The sequence below is a fragment of the Rhodococcus sp. P4_B6 genome, from assembly GCF_056402215.1.
Genome location: NZ_JBFUHV010000107.1, coordinates 21,430 through 41,716 on the forward strand (window position 1 = coordinate 21,430; position 20,287 = coordinate 41,716).

Consider the following 20,287-nt stretch of genomic DNA (forward strand, 5'->3'; position numbering starts at 1 on the left):
TCAGCCCCCGATCGCTGCCAGGTACTCGCTGTAGAACAGCGCGAGCCCGATCGCGGAGGCGATGGCGGCCAGCAACCAGAAACGGATGATCACCGTGGTTTCCGCCCACCCGGCGAGTTCGAAGTGGTGGTGGAACGGGGCCATCCGGAACACGCGTCTTCGGCTCGACCGGAACACCGCGACCTGGATCACCACCGACGCCGCCTCGGCGACGAACAGCGCGCCGATCACGACCATCAGCAGTTCGGTGCGCGTCGTGATCGACAGTCCGGCGAGCATGCCGCCGAGTGCCAGCGAACCGGTGTCGCCCATGAAGATCTTGGCGGGCGCGGCGTTCCACCAGAGGAATCCGATGCACGCACCGGCGCCGGCCGCGCAGATCAGGGCCAGATCGAGCGGGTCGCGGACGTCGTAGCAGCCCTTGCCGGGGCTCGTCTCGCACGCGTTGCGGTACTGCCAGAACGTAATGATCACATATGCGCCGAGCACCAGGCTCATGGAACCGGCGGCGAGCCCGTCGAGGCCGTCGGTGAGGTTGACCGCGTTCGACCACGCGCTCACCAGCAGGTAGCAGAACGCCACGAATACGACGGAGCCCATCGTGACCGTCGCGATGTCGCGCACATAGGACAGGTGCTCGCTGCCGGGGGTGAGGTCGTTCGCACCGCGGAACTGCAGCGCGAGAATGCCGAACGCCACCGCCGCGATGAGCTGTCCGACGAGTTTCGCCGTCTTGTTCAGCCCCAGGTTGCGCTGCTTGCGGATCTTGATGAAGTCGTCGAGGAACCCGACGCCGCCGAGCGCCGTCGTGAGACCGAGCACGAGGAGTCCCGACGCCGACGGTCCGTCCGCGTCGTACCCGATGCCGATCATGTGCGAACCCCAGTAGCCCGCCCACAGTCCGGCGAGGATGGCGACGCCACCCATCGTCGGCGTGCCGCGCTTCGACTGGTGACTCGCCGGACCTTCGACGCGGATCTCCTGGCCGAACCCCTGACGGGAGAAGGCCTTGATGAGAACGGGGGTCAGCAGAATCGAGACAGCGAGCGCGATGCCCGCCGCGAAGAGGATCTGTCTCACCGCGTAGCCTCCGAACCCTTCTGTCCCGTGCTTCCCGCCAACACCGTGTCCGCGACCTCCCACAATCCGATGGACTGCGACGCCTTGACCAGCACCAGATCTCCCGGCGCCAGTTCCTTCTCGAGCAGTGCGACCGCACCGGCGATGTCGGGGACGAGGATCGACTCCTCACCCCACGAACCTTCCATGACCGCACCCTGGTGCATGGCACGGGAGGGCCTTCCGGTTCCGACGACGATCAGCCTGCTGACATCGAGCCGGACCGCGAATCTGCCGATGGCGTCGTGTTCGACCACTGATTCTGGACCCAGCTYGGCCATTTCTCCGAGCACCGCCCAACTCCGGCGCGCCGCTCCCCGGCCCGACCTGGCCATCGACACCAGCGCTTTGAGGGCGGCCCGCATCGAGTCGGGGTTCGCGTTGTACGAATCGTTGACGACGGTCACACCGTCCGGCCGGTCGCGGACGTCCATCCGGCGCCCCGAGACGGCGGCGGCGCCGGAGAGCGCCTGCGCGATCTGGTCGAGGTGCGCACCGCATTCGAGCGCCACCGCGGCTGCTGCGAGTGCGTTTCCGACCTGGTGCTCACCATGCACGGCGAGTTCGACGGGAACGCTGCCCGCCGTCGTCGTGAGAGTGAAACGCGCCCTTGCCCTCTCGTCGAGCACGATGTCGGTGGCCCGCACGTGCGCGGATTCCGAGCGGCCGACGAGCACCACCCGCGCCGACGTGCGCGGGGCCATGGCCACCACCAGCGGATCGTCCGCGTTGAGGATCGCGACTCCACCGTCCTCCGCCGAGGGCAGCGACTCCGGGAGTTCGCCCTTGGCCGCGGCGATCGCGTCCCGCGAACCGAATTCGCCGAGGTGCGCCGTTCCCACGTTGAGGACCACCCCGATTTTCGGGGGCGCGATCGCTGCGAGAGAGGCGATGTGGCCGCGGTCCCGGGCCGACATCTCCAGAACCAGGAATCCCGTTTCGGCGTCCGCGCGCAGCGCGGTCCACGGGTGGCCGAGTTCATTGTTGAACGATCCGGGCGGCGCGACGACGGGACCGAGGGGCCGCAGGACGGCGGCGAGCAGATCCTTCGTCGACGTCTTGCCTGCCGAGCCGGTGACGCCGACGACGGTGAGCCCCTTCGCGGCGAGGTCGTCGACGGATGCGCGCGCGAGCTTTGCGAGGGCCGCGAGTACGGCGGCGCCCGATCCGTCGGTGTCGTGTTCGAGCGCCATCGCCTTGCTCGGGCCTGCCCCGGGCGTCGGGGTGACCACCACGGCGGGGACCCCGACCGGGCGCGCGGCCAGGACCGCGACCGCGCCGGCCTCGATCGCCGCTGCCGCGTGATCGTGTCCGTCGACGCGGGCGCCGGGCAGGGCGAGGAACAATCCGCCGCYGGCGACCTTGCGCGAGTCGAATTCGACCGTTCCCGTCACCTCGGCCGACGGGTCGGCGACATCGTGCAGTTCGCCTCCCACGATCTCGGCGATCCGAGCGAGTGTCATCGGGATCATCGCGTTCCTCCGACCTGTCGCTCGATCGCGTCGCCCAGTACGTCGCGGTCGTCAAATGGGTACTTCACCCCGTGTATCTCCTGACCGATCTCGTGTCCCTTGCCTGCGACCAGAACCACGTCGCCTGCCTGCGCCCAGCCGACGGCGTCGGCGATCGCCTTCGCTCGGTCCGCTACTTCCCACACCTGTCCCCGCTCGGACTCGGGCACCCCGAGGGCGCCCTCGCGGATCGCGGCCCTGATCTTCGCCGGATCCTCGGTACGCGGGTTGTCGTCCGTGATGATCAGCAGGTCGGCTCCCCGCGCGGCCGCGGCGCCCATCAGGGGCCGCTTACCCGCGTCGCGATCGCCCCCGGCACCCACGACGACGGCGACGCGGCCGCGGACCTGCTCGCGCAGCGTCGCGATCACGGCCTCCACCGCGGCGGGCTTGTGCGCGTAGTCGACGACGGCGAGAAAATCCTGCCCCCGGTCGATCCGCTGCACCCGGCCCGGCACGTCGACCCCGGCGATACCGGAGACGGCGTCGCGCGGATCGACGCCCAGCGCGGCGCACAACGCGACGGCGAGCGAAGCGTTCGCGACGTTGTACTGCCCCGGCAGCCGGAGTTCCACGTCGAGCGCCGTGCCCTCGGCGGTGGTGAGCGCGAACGTCTGCGAGCCGGATGCCGACACCGTCGCCGGGCCCGCCGTCCACACCGCGCCGTCGGTCACCGGCGTCGTCGCGACCGTCGTCACGATCGAGTGGGCGCCGCGCGCGACCTCGGCCATCCGCCGGCCCCACACGTCGTCGACGCAGATGACGGCGTACTGCGCGTGCACGGACGAGTCGGCCGCGAAGAGCCGCGCCTTGGCGGCGAAGTAGTCCTCGAAGTCGCGGTGGAAGTCCAGGTGGTCCTGGGAGAGGTTGGTGAACGCGCCCACGTCGAAGCGGACTCCGTCGACGCGGCCGAGGGACAGCGCGTGGCTGGACACCTCCATGACGACGGTGTCGATCCCCTGCTCGAGCATCACGGCGAACAGCGCGTGGAGTTGCGGCGCCTCGGGGGTCGTCAGGGCGCTCGGCACCCGGCGGCCGCTCATCCGGGTCTCGATCGTGCCCACGAGACCCGTCGTCCGGCCTGCCGCGTTGAGGGCGCCTTCGACGAGATACGAGGTGGTGGTCTTCCCCGACGTCCCCGTGATGCCGATGACCTGCATCTTCTCCGAGGGGCGACCGTAGATGGTGGCCGATAGCTCACCGAGCACGCCGCGCGGGTCGTCGTGGACGAGCACCGGAGCATCGGTGCCCAGTGCGGACACCAGCGCGAATCCGGCCTCGTCGGTGAGGATCGCGGTGGCTCCGCGTTCGAGAGCGTCGGCGGCGAACTCCGCGCCGTGCGCGCGGGCCCCTGGAAGGGCTGCGAACAGATCGCCCTCCATGATCCCCTGGGCGCGCAGATCCACCCCGGTGACGATCACGTGCTCGGCGGTTCCGGTGGGTGCCTCGACCCTCGCTCCGGCGAGCGCGGCCAGAGCGCTCACCGTGGTACGGACCGGCTGGGCGGGGCGAAGACCGTCTGTGACCTTCGCCTCCACTGACGCCGACTGCGGGCGGGACGGAACAGGCACCGGGCTCCTCTCGGATGTCGACTCTCACGGACAACGGCGTAGTGCACGGATCGATACAGCGTGCTACCTCGGCAGTTCCCTGCGTTCACGGCAAATGCGCGTGTCCACTGAACGGCCGACGTGTCAGATTACCGCGAGCGCTCCCGGAACCCGATTCGGCCGACCTTCGCTCAATCGGCCTGCAGCACCAGCCTGCGTCCGGGGTCCGGGGACATCGGCACGCTGTCGCGCTGCAACATCCAGGACGCGATGTTGTGGAACAGCGGGGCAGCAGACTGCCCACCGGAGCCGTCCGCACTGCGTGTCGGCGCGTTGAGCATGATTCCGACGACGTACCGCGGATTGTCGGCCGGAGCGATCCCGGCGAACGTGATCCAGTAGTTCGAGTTCGAGTAGCACTTGCACGCGGGATCGACCTGCTGGGCGGTGCCCGTCTTGCCGCTGATCTGGTACCCGTCGACGGCGGCCTGCACCCCGGTGCCGCGCTGGTTGCCCGTGTCGTTCTGGGTGACGGACCGGAACATGTCGCGGACGGTGGCCGCGGTCTGCGGGCTGACGACCGTCACCTCCTCCGGCGCCTCCGTCTCGGTCCGGTTGCCGGACGCGTCGACCGTCGCCTTGACGATGCGCGGCGGGATGCGGACACCGTCGTTGGCGATCGCCTGGTACATGCCGGTCATCTGCAGCAGGGTCATCGACAGGCCCTGTCCGATCGGAAGGTTCGCGAACGTGCCCCCCGACCACTGGTCCCGGCTGGGGACGCTGCCCGCGCTCTCACCGGGAAGCCCGACGTCGGTGCGCTGGCCGAGACCGAACCTGGACAGCATGTCCGCGTAACGGTCCTCCCCCACGCGCTGGGCGAGCATCAGGGTGCCCACGTTCGAGGACTTACCGAACACGCCCGTGGCCGTGTACGGCGCGACCCCGTGGTCCCACGCGTCCTTCACCGACACACCCGACATCTGAATGCTGCCGGGAACCTCGAGAACCTCGTCGGGTGAGGTCAGCCCGTACTCGATCGCGGCCGCCGCGGTGACGATCTTGTTGACGGATCCCGGCTCGAACGGCGTGCTCACCGGCAGGTTGCCCATCTCCACCGTTCGCGGGTTGTTGCCGACCCCGATCGCGGGATTGAACGTGCTGTCGTTCGACATCGCGAGCACCTCACCGGTGTGGGAGTCGAGCACGACCGCCGACGCGTCCTTCGCGCCGGACTTGTCCTTGGCCATCTGAACCTGCTGCTGTACGTAGTACTGCAGGTCGGAGTCGATGGTGAGCTCGACGCTCGATCCGTCCACCGCCGGTTGCTTGTCACGCCAGCTGCCGGGAATCACCGCGCCGTCGGAGCCCCTGTCGTACGTCTGGGAGCCGTCGGTGCCGGCGAGGGTGGAGTCGAGCGAATCCTCGAGGCCGAGCAGTCCGTGACCGTCCCAGCCGGTGGCGCCGACGAGGTTGGCGGCAAGGGACCCGCCCGGGTACTCGCGGATGTCCTGGCGTTCGAGGCCGACCTCCGGGAACTTGTCGCTGATCTGCGCGGCGATGTTCGGGTCGACGCTGCGCGCCAGATAGACGAACGTCTCGTCGCCGTGCAGTTTCTCCTTCAGATCCTTCTCCGGTGCGGCGTCGCCGAGCCGGTCGTGGATCTCCTTCGCGATCGCGTCGAGTCGCGAATCGACGTCGGGGGCGGTATCGCTCTTGGCCTTCGCCTCCTCGAGTTCCTTGCGCACCCGCGTGGGCTGAAACGTCAGCGCCTTCGCTTCCATCGTGAAGGCGATGGGATTGGTGTTGCGGTCGGTGATCGACCCGCGCAGCGCCGGATCCACCTCGGTGGTCGTGCGCTGGTTCGCCGCCTCCGCGGACAGTTGCGGTGCGTCGATGACCTGGATCCACAGAAGCTGCACGGCGGCGAGGCCGAGCGCCAAGAACATCAGTCCGCGCCCGATCCGTTGCCTGAACGGAAATGACGCGCTCCCGGCGCCCGCAGGGCGCCGGGGACGATTTCTCGGTGCGCTTCGACTCACCGGCGACCACCGGAGGGTGGAGCAGTCGTCGGTGCGGCGGCCGAAGGGATCACGGGAACCAATTGTTCACCTTGCGCCTGGATCTCCGTGCCATTGCCGGGCTGCGGCGTGGCGCGCGGAGACTGCGTGGTGCTCCCTCGATTCGGGGCGGTAGCCACGGAGTTGCCACGCTGGGTGTTCGGGGCGGCCGCGTCGAGTGGAGGCACGGGCGCACCCGACGCCGGGGCCGGTTTTCCGACGACCTCGACGCTGCCGTCGGGGTGGACGACGAGCCGAGCCGGGTCGTTCGCGGGGACCATGCCGAGCTTGGCCGCTTCCTCCGCCAGTTTCGGGGCGGAGTTGGCGGTCTCGACGTCACGCTGGAGCGCCGCCTTCTCCTCCGCGAGCGACTGGTTGTGCGCGCGGGCGGCGCTCAGCTGGTACGAGTCCTCCGCGGACCGGGTCGTGAGCAGCAGTGTGACGGCCAGGCCCGTCGCGAGCAGAACGAGGATCGTCGCCACGAACGGAATGCGGGCGGTGAGCGTGCCGGTGCGGTTCTTGCCGGAGACGGCGATCGCGGATCCGTTGTGCACGGCCGCGCGCTGGGTGCGCTTCTTGTACGCCCGCTCAGCCGCGCCCGACCGGTTGTCCGCCCGCGCGGGCCGAATCTCGGTGGAACTCACCTGAACCGTCATGCCGCCGACCTCCTGGCAATTCTTTCTGCAGCGCGCAACCGCACCGGGGCTGATCGTGGGTTCTCTTCGATTTCCTGCTCGGACGCGCGCTCCGCCCCTCGTGTGAGGATCCGGAACTCCGGTCCCATCCCCGGTAATTCGACGGGAAGCCCCTCCGGGCTCTTCGACTTGGACCTGGGGGTGATTTCCTGCTTGACGACCCGGTCTTCCAGGGATTGGTACGACATGAACACGACGCGTCCCCCGACGGTCAACGCGTCGAGTGCAGCCGGTACCGCGGCGCGCAGTGAATCGAGCTCGCCGTTGACCTCCACTCGAAGGGCCTGGAACGTCCGCTTCGCCGGATGTCCCCCGGTACGGCGGGTCGCCGCAGGAATGGTGCGGTACAGCAGTTCGACCAGCGGTGCGCTGGTCGTGAACGGCTCCTTCGCGCGTTGCCGGACCACCTCGGACGCGATCTTGCCCGCGAAGCGCTCCTCGCCGTACGTGCTGAGGATGCGAGCGAGATCTCCGTGGCTGTACGTGTTGAGGACCTCGGCCGCGGTGATGCCGGTGGTCGGGTCCATCCGCATGTCCAGGGGCGCGTCGATCGAATACGCGAACCCGCGATCCGATTCGTCGAGCTGCATCGAGGAGACGCCGAGGTCGAAGAGGATGCCGTGCACCGACTCCCGCGCGGAGAGACCCGCCTGGGTGAGCGCATCCTCGATGCCGTCGTAGCGGGTGTGCACGAACGTGATCCGGTCCGCGAACGGGGCGAGCCGGCCGCCGGCGATCTCCAGTGCGTGCGGATCACGGTCGAGGGCGACGAGCCTCAGCTGGGGGTAGGTCCGCAGGAAGTGCTCGGAATGCCCGCCGAGGCCGAGGGTCGCGTCGATCATCACGGCGCCCCCGCCTTGCGGGTCGTTCGCGGTGAGAGCGGGGCCCAGCAGTTCGTCTGCGCGGTGAAGCAGTACCGGGATGTGACCGAAACCATCGGCGGGCGAGGAATCTTCCCCCTCGTGATCCACCATGATCCCTCCGGCTCCTGCTCTGCGGTGCGGGTGAACAAGCCCGGTGCCGGGGTTCACTGCTCGAACTTCTCGTGTCGGCCAGTTGCCGTGGCGAATGCTTCGAGGTCCCTGCCCGAAATGAAAACCTGGCGCTGGGGAAGTGCGTCAGGGTTCCGTCGGACAGAGGCCTCGCGGCATTCGCCGGGACGTGTTCACGCTCAGACGATTTCGCCGAGCGCGACTCCTGTTGCCTGCGAGTAGTTCTCCTCGTTCGCCTCGACATAGGTCTGCCAGGCTTGCGCATCCCAGATTTCGAGGAAATCGACCGAACCGATCACTACGCAGTCCTTGGAGAGACCCGCGTAACGACGGTGATCTGCCGAGAGGGTGATGCGCCCCTGGGCATCTGCGTGCTGCTCGTCGGTACCTGCCGCCAGTCCGCGAACGAAGGCTCGCGCCTCCGGATCGCTTCTCGACGCGGCCGCGGCCTTGCGTGCGAGAGCGGTGAATTCTTCCCGGGGATACACCGCGAGGCTGTGATCCTGACCCTTGGTGACCATCAACCCTCCCGCCAGCGCATCCCGGAACTTTGCGGGCAACGTGAGCCGCCCCTTGTCGTCGAGCTTCGGCGTGTAGGTACCGAGAAACACTCGACACCTCCCACCGCGTTCGAAATCGAACGCCGTATGCCCGGGCGGTTCACCTTCGCTCCCCGCTGCGCACCACAGTACCCCACTTTCCCCCACCCACAAGGCAGATAACGGCGTGTTGTCCCCCTATTTGCCCAATACTTGCTGGTCAACGCAGATTGGAGTGGGTGGGGGAAGATTCCCGACGTGATCATCGCCACGGGCACCATCGATCGCGCCCCGGCACACAGCGGCGCGGAACACCGGAAAAGCCCAGGTGAGAGCTCACCGGACTGGTGCGTTACCCCTGCCCCACGGCTTGTCGCAGACCCGAGGGGGGAAAGTGGGKAAACGGGGTGGGTGAGGGTGGGGATTCGTGGGCTGGAGCATTCACTGGCCCCACCTGCCGGGCACGACCGGGCCGAATGGGCGCCGGGCGACCGGGTGCCGGCCCCGGAGACAGCAGTGGCGGCGGTGGGGACATTCGCGACGAAAATCCGCCACTCTTGCGCCCGCTTCGGGGCTTACCGCGTTCGGCACGGCCGGTCTCACCCTGCGTGGTCGAGCCACCACGCGAGGACTGTCCGGACTTGCTCTTTCCTCCACCCCACAGGAGGAGGACTCCGGCACCGAACATGACGATGAAGCCGATCAGGCTGATGACGGGGAAACCGCCCGGCTTGATCGGAAGGGCGACGCCGGCGATGAGCAGAACAAGGCCCAGAACGAACAGGGCCACCGCCTGCAATCGACGACGACTCGATGCCGCACGCATGCGACCGCCTCGCACAGTGGAGGCGAACTTGGGATCCTCGGCGTAGAGAGCGCTCTCGATCTGGTCGAGCATGCGCTGCTCGTGCTCGGAGAGTGGCACGGTACCTCCCCCGGCACTGGAGTGTTGGCCACCGCCTCACGGTGCGAGACGGTGGGTAACCGACTTTGGCGGCTACCTAGATTTAATAATACGAGCAGTTCGATCCCCGTACCACCTACTCCACGTACGAGTTCCCCACCAACCTTACGGACTCCCGCACCGAACGACGTTCGGGGCACCGCAATGTCGCGGACGCCTCACCGTTTTCCCGCCGTTTCCGGGCGCCCGCCGCTCAGGAGGCCCGCAAATCGAGACCTGCGCCACGTCCGATGTGCTCTTCGACGGCCTGGAGAAAGCGCCCGACCTCGACGAAGAACTCGTCGGCCTCGAGATCGGTGAGGGTTCGCGACATTCCCGCCTCGATGGCGGCGCGGGTGCCCGAGTGTCCGGCGAAGTAGTCGGCCCAATTCCCGAACTCCGGCGCCGCGCGCGCCATGAGCACCCAGGCGTTACGTGTTCGTGTCCTCTTGCTCCCCGCCGCAGGCCCCTCCGCGGCGGCCAGCACCGCGCCCGCGCCGCGCAACGCGGCCAGGTACGCGCTGTGGAATCGATCCGCCGGGCCACCTGCCCCCACCGATTGGGCGAGGAGCGCGTCGGCGCGATCGAGCAGCACCGAACCGCGCCTCGTGGCCGGGTTGCGTACGTCACCCCGCCGGTGCGAGTTCCCAGAGGTCGGTCCCGTGACCGGGTTCGTCATCACTTCGAACACCTCCAAAACCCCGGTGCAACCACCCCGCCGGGCGTAGTCAGGTCGTAAGTCCGGGGGCCGGCGATGCTCGCTTCCCTCGAGCATCGCCGGATCCCCGCCATCGAACATCTGTTCGACCTATTCAATATAGCTGGACCCACCGACACGTCGTCAAGAGAAAGGTGAGACCGGTCGAACCGAACGCTGACCAGACTCCGCGCGTGGTCGAACTCTCGGCCGCCCAGTTCCGCGACCGCCTGCACGAGGCGCTGTCGATCTACGTCGCCGCCATGGGCTATCCCCACGGCACCGAATACCACCGGGCGCCGATGTGGAACGAGCACCTCCAGCGGTCGGGGTGGCGCGGCGTCGGCGCACTCGTCCCGGCCGGTGACGGATCCACCGATGACGCGGCCGCCCGCCTCGTCGCCATCGCCTACGGCTACCGCGGGGCCCCCGAGCAGTGGTGGCACCAGCAGGTCCGTTCCGGTCTGCGCCACACCGGGTGGACCCGCGACCAGATCGACGTGATCCTCGGCAACTACTTCGAACTCACCGAACTCCACGTCCACCCGGACGCCCAGGGACACCGGCTCGGCGAGACCCTGCTCCTGCGCCTCCTCGAACGCAGACCCGAACGCGGAGTGCTGCTCTCCACCCCGGAAGTGGCGGACGAGGACAACCGCGCGTGGCGGCTGTACCGCCGCCTCGGCTTCCGGGATGTCCTGCGCCACTTCCGATTCGCCGGGGACAACCGGCCGTTCGCGGTGCTGGGACGCGGGCTTCCCCTGTGATCGACGCGGTGGTCGTCGGGTCGGGACACAACGCGCTGGTGTCGGCGTGCTACCTCGCGCGGTCCGGGTGGTCGGTCGAGGTGATCGAACGCGACACCGTGCTCGGCGGAGCGGTGTCCACGGTGGAACGCTTCCCCGGATACAAGGTCGACCGTGGGTCGTCCGCGCACATCATGGTCCGGCACACGGGAATCGTCGAGGAACTCGACCTCGGCGCGCACGGCCTGCGGTACCTCGACTGCGATCCGTGGGCGTTCGCCCCCGCCCCCGCGGGGACGGACCGGCCCGGGATCGTGTTCCGCCGCAGCCTCGAGGGGACGTGCCGGTCCATCGAGGAGTCCTGTGGGGCCGCGGACGCCGACGCGTACCGCCGGTTCGTGGACGTGTGGGGTCCGCGCAGCGCCCGCGTCATGCGCGCGTTCTCGAATCCGCCGACCGCGCCCGCGCTGCTCTCGTCGTTCTGGGGGCTCGACACGGGCGGCGGCGGCAGCGACCTCTCCCGGCAGTTCCTCGGTTCCGGCGACGCACTGCTCGACGAGTATTTCGACGACGAACGACTCAAGGCGGCACTCGCATGGTTCGGCGCCCAGTCCGGTCCGCCGATGTCGGAGCCGGGGACGGCGCCGATGGTCGGGTTCGCGGCCTTGATGCACACCGTTCCGCCCGGCCGGGCCGTCGGCGGCAGCGGAGCCCTGACCGCGGCGCTCGCCTCTCGGCTGCGGTCGGACGCCGGGACGGTCACGCTCGGCGAGTCGGTGGTCTCGCTGAGCCGCGACGGCGGCACCTGGACGACCCGGACGTCGTCGGGCCGCGAGATCCGCTCCCGCGCGGTGGTCGCGGGCTGCCACGTGCTGACCACCCTCGGCCTGCTCGAACGCGGCGGGTACGACGCGCAGACGCTCGCCCGGTGGCGTCGCCGGATCCGCGTCGGCCCGGGGATCGGGATGGTGGTGCGGCTGGCGACCGACGCGCTCCCCGCCTATCCGAGTGCGCCCGACGACACCGTCACCCACGGGCTCCAGCTGCTGGTCTCGGATCGCGCCCAGCTGCGGCTCGCGCACGGGGCGGCGCTCGCCGGGGAGCTCCCGCCGCGGCCCGCGGTGCTGGGGATGAGCTTCAGCGGGCTCGATCCCACCATCGCGCCCGAGGGCAGGCACCAGGTGACCCTGTGGTCGCAGTGGCAGCCGTACCGGCTGACCGGCGGCAGGCGGTGGACGGACCTCGCCGCGCCGGAGGCCGATCGGATCGTGGCGGAGATGGACGCGCTGGCACCCGGTTTCGGCGAGTCCGTCCTCGACCGGCACGTGCAGTCTCCGCAGGACCTCGAAGACGAGATGGGTTTGCTCGGCGGCAACGTCATGCACGTGGAGATGTCACTGGACCAGATGATGATGTGGCGTCCCCTTCCCGAGTTGTCGGGGCACCGGGTTCCGGGAGCGGACCGCCTGTACCTGACGGGGGCCTCGACCCATCCGGGTGGCGGGGTGTCCGGCGCGAGCGGCCGCAGCGCCGCCCGGATCGCGCTCCGCGACGACCGAAAGGGTCTGGCCCGCGTGTGGCGCCGGCGATGACCGCCCGCGTTCCCGCCGTTCTCGCGGGGGCGGCGATCGCGGCGCAGATCCTCTACCCGCTGGTGCACGGCGGGGTCCGCGACGTCGTCACCGTGTTCGTCGTCGTCCTGCTCGCCGCCGCCTCGATCACCCATGCGGCCGTGACCCGGGGCGGACGCTGGGCGGTGGGACTCGTGGTCGTGACGGCCGGGCTGGGTCTGGTCTCCGAGGTCGCCGGGACGGCGACCGGCTTTCCCTACGGCTGCTACGACTACAGCGTCGACCGGCTCGGTCCCGCGCTCGCCGGGGTGCCCCTGGTGGTGCCGTTCGCCTGGACCGCCGGCTTCTACCCGGTGTGGTGTGTGGCGTCGGCGCTCGCCCGCGGCCCGCACCGGCGGGCCGTCCGGGTCGCGCTGACGACCGTCGGCGTCGTCGGCTGGGACCTGTATCTGGACCCGCAGATGGTCGCGGACGGCCAGTGGCGCTGGTGCGTTACCGACGCCGGCCTGCCCGGGGTCGAGCACATTCCGCTGACGAACTACGCGGGGTGGTTCGTCGTCGCGACGGTGATGGCGGTCGCGGTCGACCGGATCGACCGCCGCTTCGGCACGGGAACCCGGCACCGCGACGGCGTCCCGATCGGGTTGTTCCTGTGGACGTGGCTGGGTTCGGCGCTGGCCCACTCCGTCTTCCTGGACGCCCCCGAGTTGCGGTATTCGGCGGTCTACGGGTGGTGCGCGATGGGAATCCTGGGAGTTCCCCTGCTGGTCTCGCTGCTGCGGCCGGGCGTCCGGCGCCCCGGGGCCCGCGACACGCACCCTCACGCCTGACACCGAACCGGTCCCCTGGCACGATACGACTGTGCAGCTGCCTTCGGTTCCGACCTCGACCCGCTCGCGGAGGGCCGCGTCCCTCGCCGTCCTCGGACTTCTCCTCGTACCGTTCCTCGCGGGATGCCTGCGGGTTCAGGTGTCGATGGGCGTGTCCGCCGACGACCGGGTCTCCGGCCAGATCGTGGCCGCCGCCGTGCCGGCGAACGATCAGGACAAGGGCCCCCAGCTCACTCCCCCCGGCTCGCTGTCGGACAAGGTGCGTGTCCAGGAGTACAAGAAGGACGGCTACGTGGGCAGCCAGGCGTTCTTCAGCGACCTCACGTTCGGCGACGTGCAGCAGCTCGGCACCATGTCGGAGCAGGCCACGGGAAGTTTCCAGATCTCGCTCCAGCGGACCGGCGACCTCGTGACCCTCGACGGGAAGGCCGATCTCAGTTCGGTCCCCGCTCAGGGCACCGACGTGCAGTTCACGATCGCGTTCCCGGCCCGCGTCGCCACCACCAACGGCACCCGTGAGGGCGATTCGATCGTGTCGTGGAAGTTGCCCGCCGGCGACACGTCGACGATCCGGGCCGAGGTGCGCTATTCGGATCCCAGCACCCGCAGTTTCGCCGGCTGGGCGGGCATCATGGCCGGTGTGACGCTGGGTGTCGCCGTCATCGTCGGTGCGCTGGCGTGGATGGCCCGCAACAAGGAACCGGTGCTCGGCAGCCGTCGCGGACGGGACCACTCGGAGGTGTGACCGCTGCGCCGATCGAGCGGGTGGTCCGGTTCGGCTCCCTGGTCTCGGTGTTCGGTCTCGCCGTCGCCGCCGCCAACCTGCGCTTCGCACCGCGCCTGCCTACTCCGGCCCGCCCGGTCACCGAACCCGTCACGGTCTGCGTCCCGGCCCGGGACGAGCGCGACCGGTTGCCGGGCCTGATCCGCGACCTGCGGGAACAGCGCGGGGTCGACGATCTCCGGGTGTTCGTCTACGACGACGCCTCCACGGACGGGACGGCCGGGGCCGCGGAGGCGGCGGCCGGCGGCGACCCCCGGTTCTCGGTGGTGCGGGGAACCGCGGAACCGCCGCCGGGGTGGGTGGGTAAAYCCGCGGCCTGCCACCGGGTGAGCGAGCACGCCTTCGCGCAGGGCCGGGCAGGCACCGGGATCCTCGTGTTCCTCGACGCCGATGTGCGGTTGCGCCCGGACGCGCTGACCGCCGCCTGCGCCGCCCTGCGCGCGTCCGACACGGCCCTGGTCTGCGCGTGGCCGTTCCAGCAGGCGGGGTCGGCAGGCGAGGCCCTGGTGCAGCCGCTGCTCGGCTGGTCGTGGGCGGCGACGCTGCCCGTCCGACTCGCCAACCGCTCGCGGCGCCCGTCCACCGCCGTCGCCTGCGGGCAGTTCATGGTCTTCGACGCCGCCGCGTACCGCGACGTCGGGGGTCACCGGGCCGTCGCCGACAGCGTGACCGAGGATCTCGACATCGCACGCCTGCTTCGCCGGTGCGGGCGGGCGACCACGCTGGTCGTGGCCGGCCGGTCGGCGTCGTGCCGGATGTACGAGGACGCCGGAGCGCTGCGCCGCGGCTACGACCGCTGGCTGTGGACGGCCTTCGGCTCCCGCCTCGGCGCCGCCGCGGTCCTCGGTGTCGCGACCGTGGCGTACCTGGTGCCGCCGGTCGCGCTCGCGGCGGGACGCGGACGCGTCCGCCGGTGGGGCGCGGTGGGGTATCTCGCGGCCACGACGTCCCGGCTGTGTGCCCGGGCACTCGAACGCGGCGGCCGCCTCACCACCGCGGACATGGCCGGCGCGCTCGCACACCCGCTGTCCGTCGCCGCGGTGACGGCGCTGACCGTGTCGTCACACCGCAGTCATCGGCGTGGGCGCACCCGGTGGAAGGGCCGGACGCTCAGCTGACCGGCGCCGGGGTGACCGGGGCCGGATCCGCCACACCCGAACCGACCTTGTCGCCGAGCCGGGCGAGCACCTCGCTGGTGGCGCGCGCGAAGTTGAGGGTGATGAAGTGCAGGCCGGGCGCACCCTCCGCGATGAGACGTTCACTCATCTCGGTGGCGAGGTCGATGCCGATCTCGCGCACAGCGGCGCGGTTCTCCTCCGGACCGTCGCCCGCGGCCGTGGCCAGCCGCTTCTCGAGGTGCGCCGGTAGACGCGACCCCGACAGTTCGAGCATGCGGCGGACCGACCCCAGCGACGTGATCGGCATGATCTCGGGGATGATCGGCTTCGCGCCCTGCTCGGGGTCGTACGCCGTCACCCGGTCGCGCAGACGCAGGTAGTCGTCGACGTCGAAGAACATCTGAGTGATCGAGTACTCGGCGCCCGCCCGCAGCTTCGACACCAGGTACCGGGTGTCGTGCGCGAGATCGGGCGCTCGGTAGTGGCCTTCCGGGAACGACGCCACACCGACGTGGAAGTCACCGAGGTCGCGGACGAGCCGGACGAGTTCCTCGGCGTACTCGACGCCCTGGGGGTGCTTCTCCCATTCGCCCAGCGGGTCACCGGGCGGATCGCCGCGCAGGACCAGGATGTTGCTGATTCCGCGGTCGGCGTAGGCGCCGACCATCGACCGCAGCTCGTCGACGCTGTGGGACACGGCGGTGAGGTGCGCGACCGGCAGGAGTGTGGTCTCCTCGGCGAGCTGTCCGGTGACGCGGACCGTGCGGTCGCGCGTCGACCCGCCGGCACCGTAGGTCATGGAGACGAAGGCCGGACCCATCCGCTCGAACTCGCGGACGGCGCGCCACAGACGGGCCTCGGCGGCCTCGTCCCGCGGCGGCGAGAACTCGACGGAAAAGGGCACCCGACCGTCGCCGGACGACCGGATCCGGTCGACGATGGACGGGGTGCGGGTCACCCAGCCTTCGCTGGCCCGCCCCCTGACGGAATCGAATGTCACCCGTCCAGCATAGGTAGTGTCCGGCGCAATGCACCCACTGCGTCTCCGCAGGCACCCGGGATCCGGGCAACCGGCCGCCCGGACGAGCGCCCACTATGGTGGTGTCGACGCCTGCCGCCGGTCTCGGCGCGCACGCGAAATTTCGATCCTGGAGGCAACACTGTCCGTTGGAACGCGCCCCTCCGCCCTCGCGGCCGAGGTCGAAAATGCGCTGCGCGACTTCTTCACCAGCCGGCAGGACCTGGTCGACGCCGTGGGCGGCGGCTACCGCGAGGCCGTGACGACGCTCGAGGACTTCGTTCTGCGCGGAGGCAAGCGGGTCCGTCCTGCCTTTGCGTGGACCGGCTGGCTCGGGGCGGGCGGCGACGCCCGGGGCCCCGAGGCCGGGCCCGTGCTCCGCGCCTGCTCCGCGCTGGAACTGGTGCAGGCCTGCGCCCTCGTCCACGACGACATCATCGACGCCTCCACGACGCGCCGCGGGTTCCCCACCGTCCACGTCGAGTTCGCGGAACAGCACCGCGCCGGGGGGTGGAGCGGTGATTCCGCTCACTTCGGCGAGGGCGTCGCGATCCTCCTCGGCGATCTGGCCCTGGCCTGGGCCGACGACATGATCCGCGAATCGGGCATCACCCCGGACGCGTCGGCCCGCATCTCCCCCGTGTGGTCGGCGATGCGCACCGAGGTGCTCGGCGGGCAGTTCCTCGACATCAGCAACGAGGCCCGGGCGGACGAGTCGATCGATGCCGCCATGAAGGTCAACCGGTACAAGACCGCGGCGTACACCATCGAGCGGCCGCTCCATCTCGGCGCGGCACTCGCCGGCGCCGACGACACCCTGGTCTCGGCGTACCGCCGATTCGGCACCGACATCGGTATCGCCTTCCAGCTCCGCGACGACCTGCTGGGCGTGTTCGGGGATCCGGCCGTGACCGGCAAGCCGTCGGGCGACGACCTGCGGGCCGGCAAGCGCACCGTCCTGTTCGCGATGTCGCTGCAGCGCGCCGATGCGGGCGACCCCGCGGCGGCCACCCTGCTCCGCGAGGGCATCGGCACCGATCTGTCCGATTCGGACGTCGACACCCTCCGGAACACGATCACCTCGCTCGGCGCGGTCGCGGACGTGGAGAAGCAGATCGAGGATCTCGTCGCGAACGCGTTGTCCACGCTGGAGACGAGCACCGCCACCGCCGCGGCGAGGCAGCAGCTCACCGAGATGGCCGTCGCCGCGACGCGCCGCGACTACTGAGGCCCGCGGTGGCTCGCGCGCTCCGGACGGTTCCCGGCCGCACCGATCACGTCGTGGTCGTCGGCGCGGGTCTCGCCGGTCTCTCCGCCGCCCTGCACCTCACCGGATCGGGCCGCCGCGTCACCGTCCTCGAACGGGAGTCGTCACCGGGCGGCCGGGTCGGCACCTACCGCGGTCCCGGTTACGACATCGACAACGGTGCGACCGTCCTCACGATGCCCGAACTAGTCGGTGAAGCCCTCGCCGCCGTCGGCGCGAATTTCACGTCGACCCGCCCGCCGCTGGTCCTCGAACGGCTGGCCCCGGCGTATCACGCGCGCTTCGCGGACGGTTCCTCGCTCGACGTCCACTCCGATCCCGACGCGATGGCCGCCGAGGTCGGCCGGGTGTGCGGGCCGGACGAATCGGCCCGGTACCTGCGGCTGCGGCGCTGGCTCGGCCGGATCTTCGACGCCGAGTACCACCGCTTCATGGACGCGAACTTCGACTCGCCGCTGGATCTCGTCTCGTCCCGTGAGGCCGCGAAGGATCTGCTGAGGCTCACCGCGCTGGGCGGATTCGGCCGGCTCGGCGCCCGGGTCGACCGGACCGTCACGGATCCGCGACTGCGCCGGATCTTCACGTTCCAGGCGCTGTACGCCGGCGTCGCCCCCGCCGACGCCCTCGCGGTGTACGGCGCGATCGCCCACATGGACACCTCGCTCGGCGTCTACTTCCCCCGGGGCGGGATGCGTTCGATCGCGCTCGCCCTCGCCGACGCCCTCACCACCGCGGGTGGGGAGATCCGGTTCGGCACCGAGGTCGCGGCACTCGAGCGAACCGGTGATCGCGTCGGCGCCGTCGTCACGTCTACGGGTGACCGCATCGACTGCGACGCGCTGGTGCTCACCGCCGACACGGCCGTCGTCGACGCGCTGCTGCGCCCGGTGACCCGCCGGACCCCCCGCCGGGTGCGGGTGTCGCCGTCCGCCGTGGTCCTGCACGGGACCGTCCCCACCGCGGTCGCATCAGGGTGGGCCGCCCAGCGGCACCACACCATCGACTTCGGTCACGCGTGGAAGCGGACGTTCGCGGAGATCACCGCACGCCGGGGACGCGGACGGCTGATGACCGACCCGTCGCTGCTGATCACCCGGCCCGCCGTGTCGGACCCGGGCCTCGCCGTGGACCGCGCGGGCACCGCCTCGGAACCGCTGTCGGTGCTGGCTCCCTGCCCCAACCTGCACAGCGCACCACTGGAGTGGTCCTCGCTGACCGGCCCGTACGTGACCGAACTGCTGCGCGAACTCGAGAAGCGCGGCTACAGCGGGATCGCGGAGCATTTCACCATCGACCACGTCGACACTCCGCTGACCTGGCTCGGGAAGGGCATGGCGGCGGGCAGCCCCTTCGCGGCGGCGCACGTGTTCCGGCAGACGGGACCGTTCCGGCGCCCCAACCTGGTCGGGGGCCTCGACAACGTCGTCCTCGCCGGTTCCGGGACCGTGCCCGGTGTCGGGGTTCCGACCGTCCTGCTGTCGGGGAAACTCGCGGCCGCACGCATCACCGGGCCCGTCACGGCACGAAGTGCGCAATTGCACTCGAAAGCACGAAGTGCGGGAGGATAGGGCGAGGCGTGGCGAGAACTGGTGCCGGCAGCAATTAAACTGGTTCCTCGACCATGCGATGCGCGCGACGACGAGCGCACCGACCGCAACCGAACTCACCTCGGGGGAGGAATCTGCACTCATGACGTCCTCTGCCCGGCAGGCGACCGTCGCCGCTGCGACGACCACGCCGCAGCGGTCGTGGCCCCAGTCCACGGCCGACTTCCTCCGCAGCCCGGAGGGGCATGCCGCGCTCCTCGGTTTCGTGGGCGCCGTGATGATCACGTTCGGTGGTTTCGGTGCGGGCAGCGTCCGCCGCGAGGACCCGTTGCTCGAGGCGATGCACCTGTCGTGGCTCCGGTTCGGTCACGGTCAGATCCTGTCGACCGTCATCGTCTGGATCGGTGTCGTCGCGATGATCACGGCGTGGGTGCGGCTGGGCCGCGCCACGCTCGGCGGCGACGTCACGCTCCGGCAGTTACGGATGGTCGTTCCGGTGTGGACGGCGCCGCTGCTGCTGGCCGTGCCGATGTTCAGCCGGGACGCGTACTCCTACCTGGCGCAGGGCGCGCTGCTGCGTGACGGGTTCGACCCCTACGCCGTCGGTCCGGTGGTCAACCCCGGGATCCTCCTCGACAACGTCAGCAACGTGTGGACCACCACCACCGCGCCGTACGGTCCGCTGTTCCTGCTGCTCAGTCAGGGCATCACCGCGATCACCGGCGACAACGTGATCGCCGGGACGATGCTGCTGCGCGTGACGATGCTGCCCGGGCTCGCGCTGATGGTCTGGGGCGTTCCGCACCTCGCGCGGCACCTCGGCGGTAATCCGGCCATCGCGCTGTGGCTCGCCGTGCTCAATCCGCTGGTCCTCGTCCATCTCATCGGCGGTGTCCACAACGAACTGCTGATGGTCGGCCTGATGATCGCCGGCATCGCGCTCGTCCTCGAGCGCCGCCATCTGGCCGGCATCGCGCTCGTCGCGGTGGCGGTCGCGATCAAGGCGACCGCAGGCGCCGCGCTGCCCTTCATGGTGTGGATCTGGATGCTCCACGAGAAGGAGAAGGCCGAGGCGGAAGGGCGCACACCCGCGTCGCCGCTCGCGTCGTTCGCGAAGACCGCCGGCGCGGGATTCGCCGTGTTCGCGGTCGTCTTCGCCGCCGCATCGGCCGTCGCCGGTGTCGGGCTCGGCTGGATGACGGCGCTGTCCGGTTCGAACAAGATCATCAACTGGTTGTCGCTGCCGACGATCCTCGCCCACTTCGTGACGGTCGGAACGTCGTGGTTCGCGGACCTGCGG

At 70.1% G+C, this 20,287-nt stretch carries 17 protein-coding genes and 1 pseudogene; 8 read left to right on the forward strand and 10 right to left on the reverse strand.

Annotation, left to right across the window (positions count from 1 at the left end):
• The 9 genes and pseudogenes from mraY to AC1DWT_RS34225 form a co-directional block, all read right to left on the reverse strand.
• Complete coding sequence (gene mraY, locus AC1DWT_RS34185; protein WP_072945365.1) at positions 1-1,080, reverse strand: phospho-N-acetylmuramoyl-pentapeptide-transferase; 1,080 nt, start codon at positions 1,078-1,080, stop codon at positions 1-3.
• The gene (locus AC1DWT_RS34190; RefSeq protein ID WP_477924074.1) at positions 1,077-2,591 is read right to left on the reverse strand and encodes a UDP-N-acetylmuramoyl-tripeptide--D-alanyl-D-alanine ligase; all 1,515 of its coding nucleotides are present in this window, start codon (positions 2,589-2,591) and stop codon (positions 1,077-1,079) included. The genes mraY and AC1DWT_RS34190 overlap by 4 nt, the downstream gene beginning before the upstream one ends.
• A complete protein-coding gene (locus AC1DWT_RS34195) occupies positions 2,588-4,201 on the reverse strand; it encodes a UDP-N-acetylmuramoyl-L-alanyl-D-glutamate--2,6-diaminopimelate ligase (protein ID WP_206012661.1) in 1,614 nt (537 codons plus the stop codon). The genes AC1DWT_RS34190 and AC1DWT_RS34195 overlap by 4 nt, the downstream gene beginning before the upstream one ends.
• 170 nt (positions 4,202-4,371) lie before the next feature.
• Positions 4,372-6,222: a peptidoglycan D,D-transpeptidase FtsI family protein gene (locus AC1DWT_RS34200; protein WP_095865242.1), complete on the reverse strand. Its 1,851-nt coding sequence runs from the start codon at positions 6,220-6,222 to the stop codon at positions 4,372-4,374.
• Positions 6,219-6,896 (reverse strand): cell division protein FtsL, encoded by a 678-nt coding sequence (gene ftsL / locus AC1DWT_RS34205; protein WP_072945373.1) that lies wholly within the window; start codon positions 6,894-6,896, stop codon positions 6,219-6,221. Before ftsL ends, AC1DWT_RS34200 begins: the two co-directional genes overlap by 4 nt.
• The gene (rsmH, locus tag AC1DWT_RS34210) at positions 6,893-7,909 is read right to left on the reverse strand and encodes a 16S rRNA (cytosine(1402)-N(4))-methyltransferase RsmH (protein WP_072945375.1); all 1,017 of its coding nucleotides are present in this window, start codon (positions 7,907-7,909) and stop codon (positions 6,893-6,895) included. Before rsmH ends, ftsL begins: the two co-directional genes overlap by 4 nt.
• A gap of 197 nt (positions 7,910-8,106) precedes the next feature.
• Positions 8,107-8,538: a division/cell wall cluster transcriptional repressor MraZ gene (gene mraZ, locus AC1DWT_RS34215; RefSeq protein ID WP_005247637.1), complete on the reverse strand. Its 432-nt coding sequence runs from the start codon at positions 8,536-8,538 to the stop codon at positions 8,107-8,109.
• A 460-nt stretch (positions 8,539-8,998) separates the two neighbouring features.
• Positions 8,999-9,391, reverse strand: a pseudogene (locus tag AC1DWT_RS34220) (DUF3040 domain-containing protein); the annotation flags it as partial.
• 232 nt (positions 9,392-9,623) lie between these two features.
• Positions 9,624-10,088, reverse strand: coding sequence for an SAV_6107 family HEPN domain-containing protein (locus AC1DWT_RS34225; protein WP_241031272.1), 465 nt, complete (start codon positions 10,086-10,088; stop codon positions 9,624-9,626).
• A gap of 173 nt (positions 10,089-10,261) precedes the next feature.
• On the opposite strand from AC1DWT_RS34225, the gene AC1DWT_RS34230 reads away from it, so the two are divergent.
• From AC1DWT_RS34230 to AC1DWT_RS34250, 5 genes are read left to right on the forward strand one after another with little or no spacing between them, the layout of a single operon-like run.
• Positions 10,262-10,873 (forward strand): GNAT family N-acetyltransferase, encoded by a 612-nt coding sequence (locus tag AC1DWT_RS34230; RefSeq protein WP_072945379.1) that lies wholly within the window; start codon positions 10,262-10,264, stop codon positions 10,871-10,873.
• Positions 10,870-12,444 carry a phytoene desaturase family protein gene (locus tag AC1DWT_RS34235; protein WP_072945381.1) on the forward strand — a complete coding sequence of 525 codons (1,575 nt, stop codon included), beginning with the start codon at positions 10,870-10,872 and terminating at the stop codon, positions 12,442-12,444. Before AC1DWT_RS34230 ends, AC1DWT_RS34235 begins: the two co-directional genes overlap by 4 nt.
• Complete coding sequence (locus AC1DWT_RS34240; RefSeq protein WP_206012662.1) at positions 12,441-13,253, forward strand: carotenoid biosynthesis protein; 813 nt, start codon at positions 12,441-12,443, stop codon at positions 13,251-13,253. Before AC1DWT_RS34235 ends, AC1DWT_RS34240 begins: the two co-directional genes overlap by 4 nt.
• Before the next feature lie 31 nt (positions 13,254-13,284).
• Positions 13,285-13,998 (forward strand): LppM family (lipo)protein, encoded by a 714-nt coding sequence (locus tag AC1DWT_RS34245; RefSeq protein WP_072945383.1) that lies wholly within the window; start codon positions 13,285-13,287, stop codon positions 13,996-13,998.
• Positions 13,995-15,155 carry a glycosyltransferase family 2 protein gene (locus AC1DWT_RS34250; protein WP_477924078.1) on the forward strand — a complete coding sequence of 387 codons (1,161 nt, stop codon included), beginning with the start codon at positions 13,995-13,997 and terminating at the stop codon, positions 15,153-15,155. The genes AC1DWT_RS34245 and AC1DWT_RS34250 overlap by 4 nt, the downstream gene beginning before the upstream one ends.
• Here the strand turns inward: AC1DWT_RS34250 and metF are convergent.
• Complete coding sequence (gene metF, locus AC1DWT_RS34255; protein WP_206015927.1) at positions 15,148-16,113, reverse strand: methylenetetrahydrofolate reductase [NAD(P)H]; 966 nt, start codon at positions 16,111-16,113, stop codon at positions 15,148-15,150. The two genes, AC1DWT_RS34250 and metF, sit on opposite strands and share 8 nt — an antisense overlap.
• Positions 16,114-16,183: 70 nt before the next feature.
• Here metF and AC1DWT_RS34260 point away from each other — a divergent pair, with 70 nt between their 5' ends.
• From AC1DWT_RS34260 to AC1DWT_RS34270, 3 genes are all read left to right on the forward strand, one after another.
• Positions 16,184-17,401 carry a polyprenyl synthetase family protein gene (locus tag AC1DWT_RS34260; RefSeq protein WP_206012664.1) on the forward strand — a complete coding sequence of 406 codons (1,218 nt, stop codon included), beginning with the start codon at positions 16,184-16,186 and terminating at the stop codon, positions 17,399-17,401.
• Between the two features lie 8 nt (positions 17,402-17,409).
• Positions 17,410-19,008, forward strand: a complete 1,599-nt coding sequence (gene crtI / locus AC1DWT_RS34265) for a phytoene desaturase family protein (RefSeq protein WP_206012665.1) — start codon at positions 17,410-17,412, stop codon at positions 19,006-19,008.
• A 121-nt stretch (positions 19,009-19,129) separates the two neighbouring features.
• On the forward strand, positions 19,130-20,287 hold a 1,158-nt coding region (locus AC1DWT_RS34270; protein WP_477924079.1), incomplete at its 3' end, for an alpha-(1->6)-mannopyranosyltransferase A.